Genomic DNA, 18,494 nt, shown 5'->3' on the forward strand with positions numbered 1-18,494 from the left:
CGTGGCTGCGGCTCACGGCGGGAGCGATGCTGCCCGGGCAGCCGGCTGTGGTCGTGGCTGCGGCTCACGGCGGGAGCGATGCTGCCCGGGCGCACAACTCCCGCCGTACGTATGACTGTTTCCGCCGCGGGCGGTCATCATGTGACCCATGAGCGCATTGTTCGACCGCCGCCCGTCTGAGGATTCCTCCGCCACGGCCTCCGGTACGGCGGCTGTGGCCGCTCGGGGGGATGTCGGTCTGGCGCAGACCGGGGCGGGTTCGTACGGTGTGCACATCGGCAGGGCGACGCTGTTGTCGCCCGAGAGCTTTCCCGCCGCGGCATGCGTCGACTGCCCCCCGGGGCTGACCAACCTCCCGTCCCGTGCGCCCCTCTTCGTCGGCCGGGGCCATGAACTCGCCCTGTTGGACGAGGCGTTGGCCACCCCGGGTGAGGCGGTGGTGCACGCGATGCACGGGCTGGGCGGTATCGGAAAGTCGACGCTCGCCGCCCGCTGGGCGACCCTGCGCGGCGCGGAGTACGCGCCGGTCTGGTGGATCACCGCGGACAGCCGTGCGGCGCTCGACTCGGGCTTGGCGGCGCTTGCCTCCGCGCTGCAGCCCGCACTGGTCACCCTCCTCCCGCAGGAACAACTCGCCGAGTGGGCCCGGCAGTGGCTGGCCTCCCACACCGGCTGGCTGCTCGTGCTCGACAACGTCTCGGACCCGGCCGTTGTCGAACACCTTCTCGCCCGGGCGACTTCAGGTCGCTTCCTGGTCACGAGCCGGAGGTCCACGGGCTGGCGGAGCATGGCGAAGGAGTTGGCGCTGGACGTGCTGTCCGCCCCGGAGGCGGTGGACCTCTTCACCCGGATTCGCGGCGAGGACTCGGACACCGCCGAACTCTGCGCGGAACTGGGCCACCTCCCGCTCGCGGTCGCCCAGGCGGCGGCGTACTGCGCGGAAACGGGCTGCACCGTAAGGGCGTACCTGGACGACCTCGCCGCCTACCCCGCCGAGATGTACGGGGCCACCGACGAGGGCGGCGACCACGGACGCACCGTCGCCCGCGTCTGGCACGTCACCCTCGACCGTCTCGCGGACGACCCGCTCGCCGTGCGGATCCTGCTGATGCTCGCCTGGTACGCCTCCGAGGGCATCCCCCGTTCGCTCCTCGCCTCTCTCGGCACACCCCCTGCCGTGCGCCGGGCACTGGGCCGCCTCGCGGCGCACAGCATGATCTCCCTCTACGACGACACCGTGTCCGTACACCGCCTGGTGCAAGCCGTCTCGCGTACGCCGGGGGAGGGTCGGGGGGAGGACGACCGTCACCGTCACGCCGACGCGATCGTGGCGGCCCGTAGGAGCGCGGTGGCGGCACTGACCGCGCAGGTCCCGGAAGACGCCGAGGCTCCGTCGGCCTGGCGGGCCGTGCGGGCGGTGCTGCCGCACATCGAGGCGCTGGCCGGGCACGGGGGCGGACTGCCGGGGGCCGGCATCGGGACGGCCGAGAGCGAGGCGGAGGCGGAACTCTACGTCAAGGCCGCCCGCCAGTTGACGTTCTCCGGGACCCGTTCGGCACTGCGGGCGGTCGCGCTGCTGGAGCGCGCGGAGGCGGTGTACACGCGACTTCTCGGTGCCGAGGCGCCGCAGACGCTGGAGACCCGGACCCGGCTCGTGCACGCCCGGCGACGGTCGGGCGACCTCAAGGGGGCCGCTCCTCTCGCCGAGGCCGTACTGGACGACTGCGTGCGGGCGTTGGGCGAGCGACACCCCGTGACATTGACGGCGCTCATGCGGCTGGCCCAATTGGTCGGCTTCCAGGGGGACTCCGCGCGTGCCGCAGCTCTCCTGGAGGAGGTGGTCGCGGGGCGGGCGGCGGCCCTCGGTGACCAGCACCCGCTGACCCTGGCGGCGCGGAGCGCTCTCGCCCGGGAGTTCCGGAACCATGACGACCTGGTGTCGATCCGTTGGAGGCTGCAAAAGGCGTACGAGGACGGAGTGGAGCACCTGGGCCCGGAACACCCGGTGACACTGTCCATCCAGGGCGAACTCCTGCTGATGTCGGCGGGGTCGAAGATCCTGGAGGGACCGATAGGGGAGGCCCTGATGTCCGTGCCCCTGAACAGCGCCGACTTCAGTTCCCCCGACCTGATGCACCGACTCCACTCGGTGGTCCGGTCCATGGGCCCGCAAGTCATGAAGAAGTTGCTGGGGTCGGAGCAGGACGTGGAGACCGCGGAGCAGTACGTCGCCACGACCGAGCGGGTGTTCGGTGGTGATCATCCGAGGACCCTGACCGCGAGGATGGCACTGGTCCAGGCGTACGCCTCCACCAGGGATGTCGGCCGGGTCTCCACGGCTCTGGAGCAACTGGTCTCGGACGCCACGGAGGTCTTCGGCGGGGACGATTCCTTCGTCGCCGGTATGAATGCCATCAGAAGCATGGTCGACGTGGCCGTCTCCCGCGGGCTGGGCAACAACGACGAGGACGACGAGTCGGACACCGGGGATCTGGACGGGGAGGGGGCCGACTGGATTGCCGGAGCCGAAGGCAGACCGATCCCCGAGGCCGTCGTCCAGCTGGGCGACTTGTTCGGGTCGATGCGCGAGAGTATCGCCGCGGGCACCTTGGACTTCGCGAGGTTCGCGGAAGCGGCGATCGAGGTGATGAAGGCGGTGGACCGGGCTGGTACAGCGACGGCGCGGGCCGACGAACCGGAGGGGGCCGACGCCATGGAAGCGACCGTCGCTGTAGAAGGGACCGTCGACACCGCCGACAACGGTACGGCCGACGGGATCTGATCCCACCTCAGTTGACCGCCGGTATTGGGCGAACCCTCCCCACAGACCCCGACAACCGCCACAATGCCCCAATGACACTGAAGCCATGGGCATGGGCCGGTCTCGCGATCGCCGGGGTGGGCGTGGTCACGCTGGTCGGGTTCGCCTTCGTCGACCTGGGCTCGGCCGATCAGATCGCGAGTGTGGCGGGCGGGTCCGCGGGCGTGATCGGTCTTGTCCTCGCCGCCATCGTGCAGTTCGGTGGCTCGTCCACCCCTCCGCCCCCGCCGGCTCCGACCCCTCCCGCTCAGTCACGGAACGTCGTGGCGTCGGGCGTCGGTGGGATCGCCGCAGGCGGCAACATCGGCACCGCCTCGACCGGTGCCGCCACCGTCACGCCGGCGGCGCCCACACCCGCCCCGGCTGCCCCCGCCCCGGCTACCCCTGCCGACGGCGTGGCCGCCTCCGGCCGGGGCGCGATCGCGGCCGGCGGCAACATCGGCGCGGCCTCGACCGGCGGTACGACCCCGCCGACCGTCCCGTCGCAGAACCCGCCCGCCACCCCACCCCCCGCCGGCACCCCCGGCCCGAACGCGAACGTGACCGCATCCGGCCACGGCTCCATCGCGGCGGGCGGCGACATCGGCTCGGCGTCGACTGGCAGCTGAGCGGGGTTTCACCGGGATCAGCCCGCGCCGAGTCGCACCGGGCGGCCGAGCGTGCCGGGCAGCCGGGTACGTCGGACAACTGAAGGCACGCGGCAAGTTCGGACAACTGAAGGCACGCGGCAAGTGACGCCTCGCTCACGGCTCATCCGGGCCGATGGCATCGGCCCCGTTCACCGGTAGCGTGTCCACCAGCCTGTAGAGGCCGCAGCTCCACGACAACCAGATCGTCCCTGTTCAGCCGTACACGCCGCCCGCCCCCGACAGGAACCGGACCCAGTGACGTGACCGTTCTCCTGCTCCTTCTCACCGCCGTGGCCCTGACAGCCGCAGTGCTGGGCCCCCGTGCCCTGCTGAAGGCGGTGTGGCCTGAGCGGGAACCCGTGGTCGCGCTGTGGGCGTGGCAGTGCCTGGTGGCGGCGGCGCTGCTGAGCTGCCTCGCGGCGCTGGTGCTGGGCGCGGCGGCGGTGTTCGAGACGGTCCGTACGCACGCCTTCGCCCCCGCGCCCCCGGCCGTGACCGACGCGTACGACCTCACGGCCGCGCCGCCCTGGACGGCCGTACTGACCCTGCTGCTGGCCTGCGGGGCGGCCTGGAGCGGTGCCATGCTCGCCCGGGAACTGGTCGAGGCCCGGCGCCGCCGTCACCTCCGCCGCGCGCACCTGCGCGAACGCGCCCCCGACCTCCCGGCGGGCCTGCCACAGGCGAAGGGGCCGCTGCTGGTCCTGGAGGACGAGTACCCGGACGCGTGGCTGATGCCGGGCGCGCCGCCCCAACTGGTCGTGACCACCGGAGCGTTGGGCAAACTCACCGACCGTCAGCTGGACGCCGTACTGGCCCACGAACTCGGCCACGCCCGCGCCCGCCACGACTGGCTGCTCCACCTCTCCACCGCCCTCGCCACGGGCTTCCCGCGGATCCCCCTCTTCGCCCACTTCGCCGACCAGACCCACCGCCTGGTCGAACTCGCCGCCGACGACACGGCATCCCGCCGCTGCGGCCACCTCACCACGGCCCTGGCCCTCATCGAACTCAACCAGCACCGGGGCGTGTTGAGCTGCTCCAACACCCGCCGCCTGCTGGGCGACCGGGTGGAACGCCTCCTGGAGCCCCCGCCCCGTCTGGACCGGACCCGCCGCGCGGCGACCACGACGGCCGCCGCGCTGCTGGCACTCCTTCCCTTGCTGATCGCGTTCGCACCGGCGCTGGGGACGCTCTAGCCGGGCGGCTGGTCGCGGAGGAAGTCCAGTATCTGTGTGGAGCTGGTCCGCCTTGGCGATCTGCCGGTAGAACTTCACCTGATTCTTGCGAGGATGCCTCGGCGTTCACGCCGGGAGGAATCGCATCTCGAACCGGTGACGCGGAGCGTCACCGCGTCCGATGGTCGGGCACGGAGTGCCCGCATTGCCGTCCGGCGGAGCCGGGGAATTCGCACACGCGTCCTGAAGGGTCCCGAGGGTGGGTGAACGTGTGCGAAGCCCGCCCGGATGTGCGATGCGCTGCCTAGGTTTGGGGTCGTGAAGCTGGTGGTGCAAGTGAAGCTGTTGCCGTCGCCGGAGCAGGCGGCGGCGCTGGAGGCGACCCTGCGCGCCTGCAACCGGGCCGCCGACCACGTCTCCCGAACGGCCTGTGCGACGGGTGTGAAGGACCGCAACGGCCTGCAGAAACTGGTCTACGCGGACATCAAGGCCACGTTCGGGCTGTCGGCACAGCCGCGGTGCGGGTGGTGAAGAAAGTCGTTGACGCGTACGGCGCGCTCGCGGCGAGCCTGAAAGCCGGGCGGCTGGGCGGTCCGGGGACGAAGCGGTACCGCAAGGCCGTCGGCTCGCCGGTCACCTTCCGGCCCGAGGCGGCGCAGCCGTTCGACGACCGGTGCCTGTCCTGGCGGACCGACGCGCGCACGGTGTCGATCTGGACGGTGGACGGGCGGATGCGCGGCATCCGCTACACCGGCTCGCCGGACCAGCTCAAGACGCTGGCCGAGTACCGCAGGGGCGAGTCCGACCTGGTCCAGCGGGGTGGGAAGTGGTTCCTCATCGCGACCTGCGACATTCCCGATCCCGGGGTACACGAGCCGACCGACTGGATCGGCGTGGACCGTGGCATCGTCAACCTAGCCACCACCAGCGACGGCACCAACTACCAGGGCCGCAGCCTGAGCCGTTACCGGCGGTGGCAGGCCCGCAAGCGCGCCGAACTCCAGGCGAAGCAGACGCGTTCGGCCACCCGCCGTGCGGCCCGCCGTGCGCGGAAGGAACAGCGTCATGCCACTCATGTGAACCACCGGATCAGCAAGGAGATCGTGTCCGTCGCGCAACGCACCGGTCGGGGGATCGCTGTCGAACAACTCGACGGGATCCGGGACCGGGTACGGCTTCGTCGCGACCAGCGGGGCATGCTCTCCTCGTGGCCGTTCCACCAGCTCGGACAGCACCTCGCCTACAAGGCCCGTAAGGCCGGGGTGCCGTTCTTGGAGGTGGATGCGGCCTACACCTCGCAGCGCTGCCCGCGCTGCGGGCACACCGAGCGGGCCAACCGGCCCGACCGGGACCGTTTCTCCTGTCATCGGTGCGGCCTCGCTGGGCCTGCCGACCACGTCGCCGGGGTCGACGTGCGCAACCGCGCACGCTCGGCGTGGGTGTTCGTCACCGCACCCGTCCCCGCACCAGCCTGAACAGGCCGGAACGTGGGGAGATGCGACCCGTGACCGTCCTGCCGTAGGGGACAGTCGGGAGCGCGACAAGGTGTGAACGACCGAGTACACAAGCTCGGCCGTTCACGGCCGAGAAGGTGACTCATGACTGCGCTCCTCTCGATACGGCGGTCACTGCTGTGAGGAGCAACTCCGGTTCCACGTACGGTGTTTCCGGGGTCGGTTCGGAGTACCAACGCAGCGGATAGGTGTTGTACCTCCTCATCGATCGGGACGATTGCACGGTCACCGTGTTCACCGAACCGGAGGACGGCCGCTATCGCCAGCAGGTGAATAAGACGTCATCTCATTTGGTGAGTCTGTGCGACGATTCGTCGGCCAGTGGGAAGTCATGAACGGGGGCGAAGGTCGATGCAGTACGTCAATCTCGATGCGCAGGTCGGCGACCTGTCAGGGGTCTTGGACCCGGCTCACTACCTGAGCCACCTACTCTCAATCTCCGGTGACCTGCCGCCAGGCGCCCGGGCTTTCGCCACGGACACGGGCCACTACGACTTCCGCAGCAGGCGATGCGTGAAGGACCTGACGCTCCGGGCCGTCCGGGGCGCCGGCGGTGAGGAGATGGAGGTCGAGTTCCAGCACAACTGCTGGAAGCACGACCGAGACCTGCTGATCCGCTACGCAGGGGTGTCCAGCTTCCTCATCGATCCCGCCGACGAGGACCGAGGAGCCGACCTCGGAGCTGTGATTCTCGACGAGATCCTGCCGCACAGGGACGGCTGCAGCCACGAGATCGCCTGCTGGGACGGCACACTCACCCTTGTCTGCCGTGACCTCCAGGCGACCTGGACTGAGACCATCTGCTCCAGCGAGGCATAGGCGCGACAGGTCATGGGGATTGTCGAGCGGCTGGTGCCGGATGAGCTGTGGGAGCTGTTCCAGCGGGTGGTGCCGGAGGCGCCGTCGCGGCCTCAGGGTGGTGGCCGGCGTCGGCATGGCGACCGGGAGGTGCTGGCGGCGATCGTGTTCGTGGCCACGTCGGGCTGCACATGGCAGCAACTGCCTACAGCGTCCTTCGGGCTGTCAGGGGCAACCGCCCATCGGCGGTTCAGCGAGTGGTCGAAGGCCCGGGTGTGGGCCAGGCTCCACCGCGTGGTACTCGACGAGCTTGGTGCCCGAGGCGAGCTGGACTGGACCCGCTGCGCGATCGACTCGGTGAACATGCGGGCCCTGAAAAGGGGGACCTGACGGGTCCGAATCCTGTCGACCGGGGCAAGTACGGTTCGAAGATCCACTTGATCACCGAGCGGACCGGTTTGCCCATTTCCATCGGAATCTCGGGCGCGAACCTGCACGACAGCCAAGCCCTGATCACCTTGGTCAAGGGCATTCCGCCGATCCGCTCCCGACGCGGACGCAGGCGGCGCAAGCCGGGAAAGCTTCACACCGACAAGGGCTACGACTACCCCCACTGCGGCGATGGTTACGTGGCCGCGGCATCACCCACCGCATCGCCCGCAAAGGGATCGAAAGCTCACAACGGCTGGGCCGCCACCGCTGGACCATCGAACGCACCATGGCCTGGCTCGCTGGCCGCCGACGCCTCCACCGGCGCTACGAGCGCAAGGCCGACCACTTCCTCGCCTTCACCAGTATCGCCTGCACCCTCATCTGCTACCGCAGGCTCACCAAATGAGATGACGTCTAAGCCCTTCGGGGCCACTGTGAAACTCCCGGACCCGGTGAACATCGCTCTCGACACCGAGTGCCTCCAGGAGTACGTGGACTGATCCGGCCCGGAACGGGGGTGGGGAGCCGGCTGCCCACCCCCGTTCCCATCGTCGCCTCTGGCCCGGGGCAGCCTGCGCCCTGTGGCCCGCTAATCTGCCGGGAGGACCCGGAGGCGAAGGCCGTACAGCGCTCGGCACCAGTACCAGCACCGCCTCCGAGAAGGGGGCGGGTGCGTGAGCGAGGGGGCGGCGTCGGCGGAGGCGTCGGGGGACGGGGCGATCGTCGCCGGGCGGGACATCGGCAATGCGGCCACCGGGGACTTCGTCACGCAGATCGCGCGGGCCACGGTGCTTCCGGCGGAGGCGTTCTCGCTCGATTCCCGCGCGGCCCGAGTGTGTCATCTTCCCGACCGGACCGGTCAGTTCGTCGGCAGAGAGCGTGAACTCCGGCTTCTCGACGCGGCGTTCGGTGAGGCGGGCGGTCTCGTCGTCCACGCCGTTCATGGGCTGGGCGGGATCGGCAAGTCGACCCTCGCCGCGCACTGGGCCGCCGTCCACGCGGCCGACTTCAACCCCGTCTGGTGGATCACCGCGGAGACGGAGACCGACCTCGACTCCGGCTTCGCCGCGCTGGGCCGCGCCCTCCAGCCCGCCCTGGTCGGCATCCTGACGGAGGAGGCCTTCCGGGAACGTACGATCCAGTGGCTCGCCTCCAACGGCGGCTGGCTGATCGTCCTGGACAACGTCTCCGACCCGGCCGTCATCAGGCCGCTGCTGGCACGGGCGCCGGGTGGGCGGTTTCTGGTCACCACCCGTCGGAGTTCGACGAGTTGGCGCGGGATCGCGCGGACGCTGGACCTGGATGTCCTCGCGCCGGCAGAAGCCGTCGAGCTGTTCACCGGGATCTACGACGGCCCGGCCGACGGGGTAGAGGAGCTGTGCGCCGAACTGGGGTGCCTGCCGCTGGCCGTGGACCAGGCCGCCGCGTACTGCCGCGAGGCTGGGGTGACGCCCCGGGTGTACCTCGACTTTCTCGCCCGCTACCCGGCCGACATGTACGCGGCCACGGCGGAGGGCGGGGACGCGCAGCGGACGGTGGCAAGGGTGTGGCAGGTGACGCTGGACGCGCTCGCCGATACGCCGATCGCCGTTCAGATCCTGCGGATCATCGCGTGGTGGGCGCCGGATGAGATTCCGCGGGGGTACTTGGAGGGGATCGGGAGCCCGCTGGAGGTGACCGACGCCGTGCGGAGGTTGGCGGCGCACAGCATGGTCAAGGTGCGGGGAGATGTGCTGTCGGTGCATCGGCTGGTGCAGGCGGTGAGTCGGGCGGGGACACCGGAGGAGATGGCGGTCACGCGGCACGAGGCGGCGCGGATGCTGAGCGGAAAGACACAGAGGACTCAGGTCTTCGGCGAAGCGGAGCGGGTGTGGGCGACGCATGTCGAAGCACTCGCGGGCTGTTTGGGTGAGGAGTTCGACACGGAGTTGCTTGTGTCCCTGTTCACCATGGCGGCGATGAACCTCACCAGGGGACATAGTCGGCGGAGCATGGCATTGCTCGAACGTGTCGCGCGGGCCGTCGAACGTAATCCGGGATGGGACAGCAGAGAAACGGTACGCGGCGCAATGCTGCCGATGTACATGCTCAACGGCCATTATGACCTTGCCCAGCCTCTCGCAGAGGAGCAACTTGCCCTGAGCGAACGAGAAAGGGGGGCTTGTCACCCGGACACCTTTTCGGCTCGAATCTCGCTCGCCGATGTCCTGAGACACACGGAGCCTGAGCGGGCCCAGGCCATGGCGCAGGAGGTGGCTGAAAGGGCGGTCGAAGCACTGGGTTCGGACCATCCAGTGGCTTTCACGGCCCGTCTGACCCTCCGAGAAATGACCCGCCAGCATCCCGATCGTCCGACGTTTGAGGCCCAAGTCGCCGAAGCCGAGAGGGTATTGGGGGATGACCACTTCAGCGTCGCAGTTCTCAGACGAAACCTTGTGGAGGAGTTGAGGGAGGCCGGGCACCTGGACAGGGCTGTCGTGCTGGCGGAGAAGGTCGTAGCTCAGTATCGACACCATCTGGGTGCCACCGATATGGACACGTTGAACGCCCGGATCACCCATATTCATCTGTTGGCTCTCGTGGACGATGCGCCTCGCGTCCACGAATTGCTTCCCGACTTCATTGCCGACTTGAGCCGAGCGGTCGGCGACACCCCGGAAGGCCGTAACGTCATCGACCAAGCCGTGGCCCTGCTCAGGCACCGCGAAGCGTAATCACCCCCTCACCCCCCGTGCTTTGTACAACCCCTGTCCCACCGCTGTATCTCCGCTGCACAGCCCCTAACCGGCGTCGCGCGAATCTGGAGTCACTTCCACCGCACGAGAACGCGGAGGCAGTAACACCCCACACTCGCACGGGAGATCGCGATGACCCGCAAGAACCGCATACGTGCCGCCGTCGTCACCGCCACCGCCCTCGTCACCGTCGGCACGGTGACCGCCGGAGTCAGCATGGCCGGAGCCGAGGCCGCGCCGAAGAAGCCCTCCAAGAAGGAGATCGCGGCGCTCTTCGACGGCTGGAACAAGTCGCTGCGGACCGGCGACGCGAAGAAGGTGGCGGACCGGTACGCGAAGGACGCGGTGCTGCTGCCGACCGTCTCCAACAAGGTCCGCACCAACCGTGCCGGCATCGTCGACTACTTCCACCACTTCCTGGAGAGCAAGCCGGTCGGCAAGAAGATCGAGACGCACATCAACGTCCTCGACAGCAACTCGGCGCTGGACGCGGGCACGTACCAGTTCACGCTCACCGACAAGAAGACCGGTGAGAAGAGAGTCGTCAAGGCCCGCTACACGTACGAGTACGAGAAGCGGAACGGCGTGTGGAAGATCGTGAACCACCACTCGTCGGCGATGCCCGAGGGCTGAGCGGCAGCCGGCGCGCGACACCAGCCGTAGGACCGGCTGAGCCGACCACCCCCCGGCTCAGCCACCCCCGTGCCGCGCCGCCCGCAGTGTGAGCGCGACGCACAGCCCGCCCCCGGGGGCGTCCTCGAGGGCCACGGTTCCGCCGTCGTCGGTGACGAGTTGCTTGACGACGGCGAGGCCGAGGCCGGAACCGGACTTCCCGGTGAGGCCCTGACCGCGCCAGAAGCGGTCGAAGGCGCGGGACTTCTCGGCGTCCGACATACCGGGCCCCTCGTCCAGCACCGACAGCACCACCTGATCGCCCCGGGTCTCCACCCGCACCGTGATGGTCGCACCGTCCGGTGAGACCTCCAGGGCGTTGGAAAGCACGTTGTCCAGGACCTGGTCCAGATGACCGGGACTGGCCAGCACAAGCGGCCGGCCGTCGGCACTCCCCCTGAGCGTGATGGTGACTCCGCGCTCGTCGGCGGCCGGTCTCCACACGTCGAAGCGTTCCTGGATGACGTCCCGGAGGGACAGCGGTTCCGCCGCCGTCACCTTCGCCTCGGCCCGCGCCAGCACCAGCAGGCCGCTGACCAGGCGACTCATCCGGACCACCTCGGCGGTGGCCTGCTCCACGTCCTCCCGTACGAACTCGTCGTCCGTGCCGTCCGCGATGTTGTCCAGGGACAGCCGCAGGGCCGTGAGGGGGGTACGCAGTTGGTGCGAGGCGTCCGCCACGAAGATCCGCTGCGAGGCGATCAGCGTGTCCAGGCGTTCGCCCGCCTGGTTCAGCGTGCGCGCCAGGGTCTGCGTCTCCTGAGGGCCCGTCACGGGGGAGCGGGCCGTCAGGTCGCCGTCGCTGAGCTTGCTCGCCATCTCGTTGAGCTGCAGGAGGGGGCGGGTCAGCCGGCGGGCCACGAAGACACCGATGATCGCCGCCGCCCCGAGGACCAGCACGGCCAGCCCCGCCCGGAAGCCCCAGATCTGCCACAGACGGGACGTGAGGTGGTCGGTGGAGAAGACGATGCGTACGGCGCCGACCACATCGCCCGTCGTCGCGTCGCGGGCGGGAACGGTGACCACCAGGTGCTTGCCCCAGATGAAGTCCGAACCCCAGTCCTCCGTCTTCTCGCCGTCCAGCAGCGCCTTGGTCAGCGCCGTGTCGCGGGCGGGTGCGGTCAGGTCCTTCGGCGTACAGCCGTTGGTGGTGGCCACCTGGACCGTGACCTCGGCGGGTTCGTACGCCTTGGCCAGCCGTTTCAACGCCTCGCAGGAGGCGTCGTCGCCGTTGCCCAGCAGCCGGGCCATGGTCTCGGCCTCGCGCCCGACGGAACTGATGGTGTCGCCCCGCAGCTGTGAGGTGAGCGTGAACGCCACCGGCACGGTGAACAACGCGATCGCGACGGCGACGAGGACGACGTAACTGCGAAGCAGCTGACGGATCATGAGGCGCCGGAGCCCTCAGTGCTCTTGGCGTCCTTGCCAGCCGCGGGGGTCTCGCCTGCGGGGGTCTCGCCCTCGTTCACGATCAGCCGGAACCCCACCCCCCGCACCGCCTCGATCGTGATCGCCCCCGCCAGCTTCCGCCGCAGCGCGGCCACGTGGACGTCCAGCGTCTTGGTCGGCCCGAACCAGTTCGCGTCCCAGACCGCCTCCATGATCTGCTCGCGCGACATCAGCGCGCCCGGCTCCTCGGTGAGGAAGGCGAGGAGGTCGTACTCCTTGGGAGCGAGCCCCACCTCCGTACCGTCGAGGTGGACGCGCGCGGCCTTGCGGTCGATGGTGAGGCGGGGGCCGTAGCGGTCGGGGCCGGCGGCCGGTGCGTCGGCGGCCCGGGGCTGCACGCGGCGCATCACCGCCCTTATGCGGGCGATCACCTCGCGGACGCCGAACGGCTTGGAGACGTAGTCGTCGGCGCCGAGCTCCAGGCCGACCACGCGGTCCGTCTCGTCGCTGCGCGCGCTGATCACGATGATCGGCACATCGCTGCGGGACCGGAGGGCCTTGCAGACGTCGAGACCGTCCGTGTCGGGCAGGCCGAGGTCGAGAAGGACGACGTCGTACGGACCGTTGTACGACAGCGCCGCCCCGCCCGTGGAGACCCATTCCACCTCGAAGCCGTATCGCAGGAGCCCGCGCCGGAGCGACTCGGCGACGGGCTCGTCGTCTTCCACCAGAAGTACGCGCACGGCACCGACCTTAATGCTTGAAAGTTGAGCTTCCGGCGCCGCGGGGGCCGACGGTGTGACTCCAGGCACTTTTCGCCGTTCTCGTCGACTGTTCGGCTTCGACCTGGGCAGAGACGTTCCCGGAGCGGTCGGAGGTCCGGGCGAGAAGCCGGTGGGAAACCGGTGGAACGTCCGGAGAAAACCCAGGTGATCAAGGGGTGGGCGGGACATCTCACCATGCGATACCGGAGAAGGGGAATTCGGCCGCTCGCTAAACTGAGCCGACCGCAGTACGTGTGTATGTGCGGATAAGGGACTGAACCGAGCGAGGAGCGCACGTGGGCCTTGTCGTGCAGAAGTACGGAGGCTCCTCCGTAGCCGATGCCGAGGGCATCAAGCGCGTCGCCAAGCGGATCGTGGAAGCGAAGAAGAACGGCCACCAGGTGGTCGTCGTCGTTTCCGCGATGGGCGACACGACGGACGAGCTGATCGATCTCGCCGAGCAGGTGTCACCGATGCCTGCCGGGCGTGAGTTCGACATGCTGCTGACCGCCGGAGAGCGTATCTCCATGGCACTGCTGGCCATGGCGATCAAAAACCTGGGCCACGAGGCCCAGTCGTTCACCGGCAGCCAGGCAGGCGTCATCACCGACTCGGTCCACAACAAAGCCCGGATCATCGACGTCACACCCGGCCGTATCCGGACGGCGCTGGACGAGGGCAACATCGCGATCGTCGCCGGGTTCCAGGGCGTCAGCCAGGACAAGAAGGACATCACCACCCTCGGTCGCGGCGGGTCCGACACCACCGCCGTCGCGCTGGCAGCCGCGCTCGACGCCGAGGTCTGTGAGATCTACACCGACGTCGACGGCGTCTTCACCGCCGACCCGCGCGTCGTGAAGAAGGCCCGGAAGATCGACTGGATCTCCTCCGAGGACATGCTCGAACTGGCCGCGTCCGGTTCGAAGGTGCTGCTCCACCGCTGTGTCGAGTACGCCCGCCGCTACAACATCCCGATCCACGTCCGCTCGTCCTTCTCCGGACTTCCGGGCACCTGGGTCAGCAACGAGAAGCCAGAGTCGCAAGGGGACCACAAGGTGGAGCACGCCATCATCTCCGGAGTCGCCCACGACGTCTCCGAGGCCAAGGTCACGGTCGTCGGCGTCCCGGACAAGCCGGGCGAGGCCGCCGCGATCTTCCGCGCCATCGCCGACGCCGAGGTCAACATCGACATGGTGGTGCAGAACGTCTCCGCCGTGACGACCGGCCTGACGGACATCTCCTTCACCCTCCCCAAGACCGAGGGCCGCAAGGCGATCGACGCCCTGGAGAAGAACAAGGACGGCATCGGGTTCGACTCGCTGCGCTACGACGACCAGATCGGCAAGATCTCCCTGGTCGGCGCGGGGATGAAGACCAACCCGGGGGTCACGGCCTCCTTCTTCGAGGCGCTGTCCGACGCGGGCGTGAACATCGAGCTGATCTCGACCTCCGAGATCCGTATCTCGGTCGTCACCCGCGCCGATGACGTCCCCGAGGCCGTACGCGCCGTGCACTCCGCCTTCGGGCTCGACTCCGACAGCGACGAGGCCGTCGTCTACGGGGGGACCGGACGATGACGGTCCGTTCGTACGGTCCGTACGACGGCGGCCTCGGCCACTGATGGCCGTCGATGCCGGGCGCACCGGCAGGCCGACGCTCGCGGTCGTGGGTGCGACCGGGGCCGTCGGCACGGTCATGCTCCAGATCCTGTCCCACCGCGCGGACATCTGGGGCGAGATCCGTCTGATCGCCTCCCCCCGCTCGGCCGGCCGCAAGCTGGCCGTGCGCGGGGAGCAGGTCGAGGTGACGGCCCTGTCGGAGGAGGCCTTCGACGGGGTCGACGTCGCCATGTTCGACGTACCGGACGAGGTGGCGGAGCGCTGGGCGCCGATCGCGGCGGCCAAGGGCGCGGTCGTGGTGGACAACTCGGGCGCCTTCCGGATGGACCCGGAGGTGCCCCTCGTCGTCCCCGAGGTCAATCCGCACGCCGTCCGCCGCCGCCCGCGCGGGATCATCGCCAACCCCAACTGCACGACCCTCTCCATGATCGTGGCGCTCGGCGCGCTGCACGCCGAGTTCGGGCTGCGCGAGCTGGTGGCCTCCTCGTACCAGGCTGTCAGCGGCGCGGGACGGGCCGGCGTGGAGACCCTGCGGCAGCAGATCGCCCTGGTCGCCGGTACGGAACTGGGGACCAGGCCCGGTGACGTACGGCGGGCCGTGGGCGACAACACCGGGCCGTTCCCCGAGCCGGTGGCGCTGAACGTGGTGCCGTGGGCCGGGTCGCCGCGCGCGGACGGCTGGTCGTCGGAGGAGATGAAGGTGCGGGACGAGTCCCGCAAGATCCTCGGGCTGCCGACCCTGCCGGTCGCCGTGACCTGCGTACGGGTGCCGGTCGTCACCGCGCACTCGCTCACCGTCCACGCCCGTTTCGAGGGCGAGGTCACGGTCGCCAAGGCGCGCGAGATCCTCGCCACCGCGCCGGGGGTCGTGCTCTTCGACGACCCGGGTGCGGGGGAGTTCCCCACCCCCGCCGACGTGGTGGGCACCGACCCGACCTGGGTGGGGCGCGTACGCCGGGCCCTCGACGACCCGACGGCCCTCGAACTCTTCGTCTGCGGCGACAACCTGCGCAAGGGTGCCGCCCTCAACACCGCGCAGATCGCGGAGCTGGTGGCGGCGGAGCGGGCGGCGTAGGGCCGACGCGGCCCCCCGGGGCAGCGCCGGTTGGCTGAGGGTGCACTGTCCGTTGCCTCTTGGTGCACTGTGGGCCGATTTCCTTGCGAGCGGCCCGCTCCCGTGCGTAGATCGGCTGTCGCCGAGTGTCGGTGCCGGGGCTATTGGTATGGGCCGTTGTCGGTGGCGGCGTGTAAGTTCTTCGAGTCGGCGGTTCGGCGGACGGAAGATTTCCGGCCGGGCAGTCGTGGGATTCCGGGTTGATTCAGGCCTCCCGGGGATCGAGGGATTTTCCTCCCCGTCCTCCGCAACCGCGGGCGGACGGGGAGCGTCTTTAACGGGCGCCCTTCGGCGGGGCTGGGCGCCAACACTCGTGGCACAGGGGAAGAGCTGGTACGCATGAGGGCGTTCGACGCGCTGTCCGGTGTTCGGTGGGTCGTACCGACGGGTGCGCGCAGCGTGCCGACGGGCGCGTCTCCCGCACCCGTGGATGCGCGTGTCCTAAGGACACATGTGCGGTCTGACGCAAAAGTGATGCCTGTCGCGTACAACCTCGACGGGGGGACGTGGGTCCAACAGGCGTGGCAGAGGTTCTCGATTTCACCGCGGTACAGACGAGGGGCACCGCCCTCCGTCCACCCCGCCGTCCCCGCGCGCCCGGTTCGGCCGGCGGCATGCCGGTGATCGCGCCGATGCCCGCCGCGCGGCCGACCCGCATTCCCAGTCAGCGCGACGGTGCCGACGACACGTCCACGGCGCCGGCCTCCGGCACGACGGTCGACCATCTCACCGAGACCTACCGCGCCCATTACCGTTCGCTCCTCGGCCTCGCGGCCCTCCTTCTCGACGACACCGCCTCCTGTGAGGACGTCGTCCAGGAGGCCTTCATCCGGGTGCACTCGGCGCGCAAGCGCGTCCGTGAGCCGGAGAAGACGCTCGCCTATCTGCGCCAGACGGTCGTGAACCTCTCGCGCTCCGCCCTGCGCCGCCGCATCCTCGGTCTGAAGCTGCTGTCGAAGCCGATGCCCGACATGGCGAGCGCGGAGGAGGGCGCGTACGACCTGCTGGAGCGCGACTCCCTCATCAAGGCGATGAAGGGTCTCCAGCGCCGGCAGCGCGAGGTCCTCGTGCTGCGCTACTTCGCCGACATGACCGAGGCCCAGGTCGCCGAGACCCTCGGCATATCGCTGGGCTCGGTCAAGGCGTACGGCTCCCGGGGCATCGCGGCACTGCGCGTCGCCATGGAGGCGCCGGCATGAGCGCGCACGGCAGGGACGACGGATCCGACAGGCGCGACGGATCCGACATGCGCGACGGGCACGACGAGCTCGGCGCCCGGAGGCGTGCCTCCTGGGGACGCCGGGACGACGACGAACGCGCCGAGGAGCGCGGTGACGAACGCGCCGAACGGCGTGGGCGGGACGGGCTCGCCGAACAGCCCGGGCCGGACGGGCGCGTCGGGGGGCGCGGGCTCGACGAGCACGAAGACACGCAATCGCACGCTGGGAACCGAACTGTGAATCACGGCCCCGAAGAACAAGGCCCCACCTCCAAGGGCCACGGTCTCGAAGGCCGCGCTCCGGACGACCCGCGTTCGGCCGACCTGAATTCGGCCGACCTGGGTACGGACGACGACTCGGATACGGGCGGTCCGCGCACGGACGGCTCGGATACGGGTGACTCGGGTGCGGGTGACTCCGATACGGGTGACTCGGATACGGCCGAGCTGGATGCCGACGGGGTGCGCTTCGGCGACCTGCGCTCGGCCGGGTCTGGATCCGGGTCTGGATCCGGGTCCGGGTCCGGGTCGGGCAGTTCGGGTTCGGGCGGGTCCGGGTCGAACGGCTTGGGGCCGAAGGGGCTCGGCAAGTTCGAGTCGGACGAGCTCGTGCTGCGGAATCTGCTGCACCAGGCGGTGTCGGAGATCGAGCCCCGGGACGGCACCCTGGACCATCTGCGGCGGGCGGTACCGGCCCGGCGGGCGCGCAAGCGTCAGGCCGTCGTCGGGATGGCGGCCGCCGCGCTCTTCATCGGCACGGCGATCCCGGCCCTGGTCCATGTCTCCAACTCCACCGGCTCCGACCCCAACCCCTCCGTCGTCGGCCATGGCTCGGAGACCCAGGGGAGCGAGGGCCAGTCCAAGGGGCAGACCGGCGGTGACGGTTCGTCGGGCGGCTCCTCCGGCGGCTCGAAGGACTCCGGCAAGGGCAGCGACAAGGACGAGGGCGACAAGGGCAAGGGCGAGAGCAACGGCACCACGGGCGGCGCCCAGGCGACGCCCACGAGCGCTGCCGCGTCCCTGTGTACGACGGCCCAGCTCGGCGGCGGCCCCAGCGTGGGCTCACCGGACTCCAGCGGCGCCGTCTACGGCACGTTCCGTGTCTCCAACATCTCCGGCACCAGCTGTACGGTCACCGGCGCGGGCGGTGTGAGCATCACCCCGCAGGGCGCCGCGGACGGGTCGAAGATCACCGTGGCGAACCATGTGGCCGGCGACGAGGCCACCGCACTGCCCGACCCGTCGCTGTCCCTCACCCAGCTGGTGCTGGCGCCGGGAACGGCGTACGAGGTGCAGTTCGCCTGGGTGCCGTCCGAGCCCTGCCCCACCACCGGCGGCACGACCGATGGCACCACCGGCGGCTCGGACCCGACAGTGGACCCGACGCCCACGGACGAGGAGACTCCTGGCACCACCACCGACGGCACCAACTCCGTGTCCACCCAGCTCGTCACCGAGGACGGCGGTGTCGCCGACGGCAGCGTCCTCGTCTCCCACACCGCCGAGGGCGGCGTAGCCACCTTCACGACCGCCGTCAGCAACGCGTGCGCGGGAGTGGTCTACCGGACGGGACTGCTGGCGGCGTCCTGAACGGGGGCCGACGGGGGAGTATC

At 69.9% G+C, this 18,494-nt stretch carries 14 protein-coding genes and 1 pseudogene; 13 read left to right on the forward strand and 2 right to left on the reverse strand.

Annotation, left to right across the window (positions count from 1 at the left end):
- Positions 1-148: 148 nt before the first annotated feature.
- From JIX55_RS28765 to JIX55_RS28810, 9 genes and pseudogenes are all read left to right on the forward strand, one after another.
- Positions 149-2,782, forward strand: a complete 2,634-nt coding sequence (locus JIX55_RS28765; protein ID WP_257566159.1) for a tetratricopeptide repeat protein — start codon at positions 149-151, stop codon at positions 2,780-2,782.
- A 71-nt stretch (positions 2,783-2,853) separates the two neighbouring features.
- Positions 2,854-3,429 (forward strand): hypothetical protein, encoded by a 576-nt coding sequence (locus tag JIX55_RS28770; protein ID WP_257566160.1) that lies wholly within the window; start codon positions 2,854-2,856, stop codon positions 3,427-3,429.
- Positions 3,430-3,710: 281 nt separating this feature from the next.
- The gene (locus JIX55_RS28775) at positions 3,711-4,646 is read left to right on the forward strand and encodes a M56 family metallopeptidase (protein WP_257566161.1); all 936 of its coding nucleotides are present in this window, start codon (positions 3,711-3,713) and stop codon (positions 4,644-4,646) included.
- Between the two features lie 297 nt (positions 4,647-4,943).
- On the forward strand, positions 4,944-5,156 hold the full coding sequence (locus JIX55_RS28780) for a hypothetical protein (RefSeq protein WP_257566162.1): 213 nt from the start codon (positions 4,944-4,946) through the stop codon (positions 5,154-5,156).
- Positions 5,153-6,100 (forward strand): RNA-guided endonuclease InsQ/TnpB family protein, encoded by a 948-nt coding sequence (locus tag JIX55_RS28785; RefSeq protein ID WP_257566163.1) that lies wholly within the window; start codon positions 5,153-5,155, stop codon positions 6,098-6,100. Before JIX55_RS28780 ends, JIX55_RS28785 begins: the two co-directional genes overlap by 4 nt.
- A 552-nt stretch (positions 6,101-6,652) precedes the next feature.
- Positions 6,653-6,958, forward strand: coding sequence for a hypothetical protein (locus tag JIX55_RS28795; protein ID WP_257566165.1), 306 nt, complete (start codon positions 6,653-6,655; stop codon positions 6,956-6,958).
- Between the two features lie 12 nt (positions 6,959-6,970).
- Positions 6,971-7,775: pseudogene (locus JIX55_RS28800) on the forward strand (IS5 family transposase).
- Between the two features lie 382 nt (positions 7,776-8,157).
- A complete protein-coding gene (locus JIX55_RS28805) occupies positions 8,158-10,083 on the forward strand; it encodes a tetratricopeptide repeat protein (RefSeq protein WP_257566166.1) in 1,926 nt (641 codons plus the stop codon).
- A 153-nt stretch (positions 10,084-10,236) separates the two neighbouring features.
- Complete coding sequence (locus JIX55_RS28810) at positions 10,237-10,737, forward strand: SgcJ/EcaC family oxidoreductase (RefSeq protein WP_257566167.1); 501 nt, start codon at positions 10,237-10,239, stop codon at positions 10,735-10,737.
- A gap of 57 nt (positions 10,738-10,794) precedes the next feature.
- On the opposite strand, the gene JIX55_RS28815 is transcribed toward JIX55_RS28810, so the two are convergent.
- Together JIX55_RS28815 and JIX55_RS28820 are read right to left on the reverse strand one after the other, a co-directional pair.
- Positions 10,795-12,165, reverse strand: coding sequence for a HAMP domain-containing sensor histidine kinase (locus JIX55_RS28815; RefSeq protein WP_257566168.1), 1,371 nt, complete (start codon positions 12,163-12,165; stop codon positions 10,795-10,797).
- Complete coding sequence (locus JIX55_RS28820; RefSeq protein ID WP_257566169.1) at positions 12,162-12,908, reverse strand: response regulator transcription factor; 747 nt, start codon at positions 12,906-12,908, stop codon at positions 12,162-12,164. The genes JIX55_RS28815 and JIX55_RS28820 overlap by 4 nt, the downstream gene beginning before the upstream one ends.
- 317 nt (positions 12,909-13,225) lie before the next feature.
- Here JIX55_RS28820 and JIX55_RS28825 point away from each other — a divergent pair, with 317 nt between their 5' ends.
- From JIX55_RS28825 to JIX55_RS28840, 4 genes are all read left to right on the forward strand, one after another.
- Positions 13,226-14,506, forward strand: coding sequence for an aspartate kinase (locus tag JIX55_RS28825; RefSeq protein WP_257566170.1), 1,281 nt, complete (start codon positions 13,226-13,228; stop codon positions 14,504-14,506).
- Between the two features lie 43 nt (positions 14,507-14,549).
- Positions 14,550-15,623, forward strand: a complete 1,074-nt coding sequence (locus tag JIX55_RS28830) for an aspartate-semialdehyde dehydrogenase (protein WP_257566171.1) — start codon at positions 14,550-14,552, stop codon at positions 15,621-15,623.
- Positions 15,624-16,183: 560 nt separating this feature from the next.
- Positions 16,184-16,861 (forward strand): SigE family RNA polymerase sigma factor, encoded by a 678-nt coding sequence (locus JIX55_RS28835; protein ID WP_257566172.1) that lies wholly within the window; start codon positions 16,184-16,186, stop codon positions 16,859-16,861.
- Positions 16,858-18,471, forward strand: a complete 1,614-nt coding sequence (locus JIX55_RS28840) for a hypothetical protein (RefSeq protein ID WP_257566173.1) — start codon at positions 16,858-16,860, stop codon at positions 18,469-18,471. The genes JIX55_RS28835 and JIX55_RS28840 overlap by 4 nt, the downstream gene beginning before the upstream one ends.
- The last annotated feature ends 23 nt before the right edge of the window (positions 18,472-18,494 follow it).

The sequence above is a fragment of the Streptomyces sp. DSM 40750 genome (assembly GCF_024612035.1).
GTDB lineage: Bacteria > Actinomycetota > Actinomycetes > Streptomycetales > Streptomycetaceae > Streptomyces.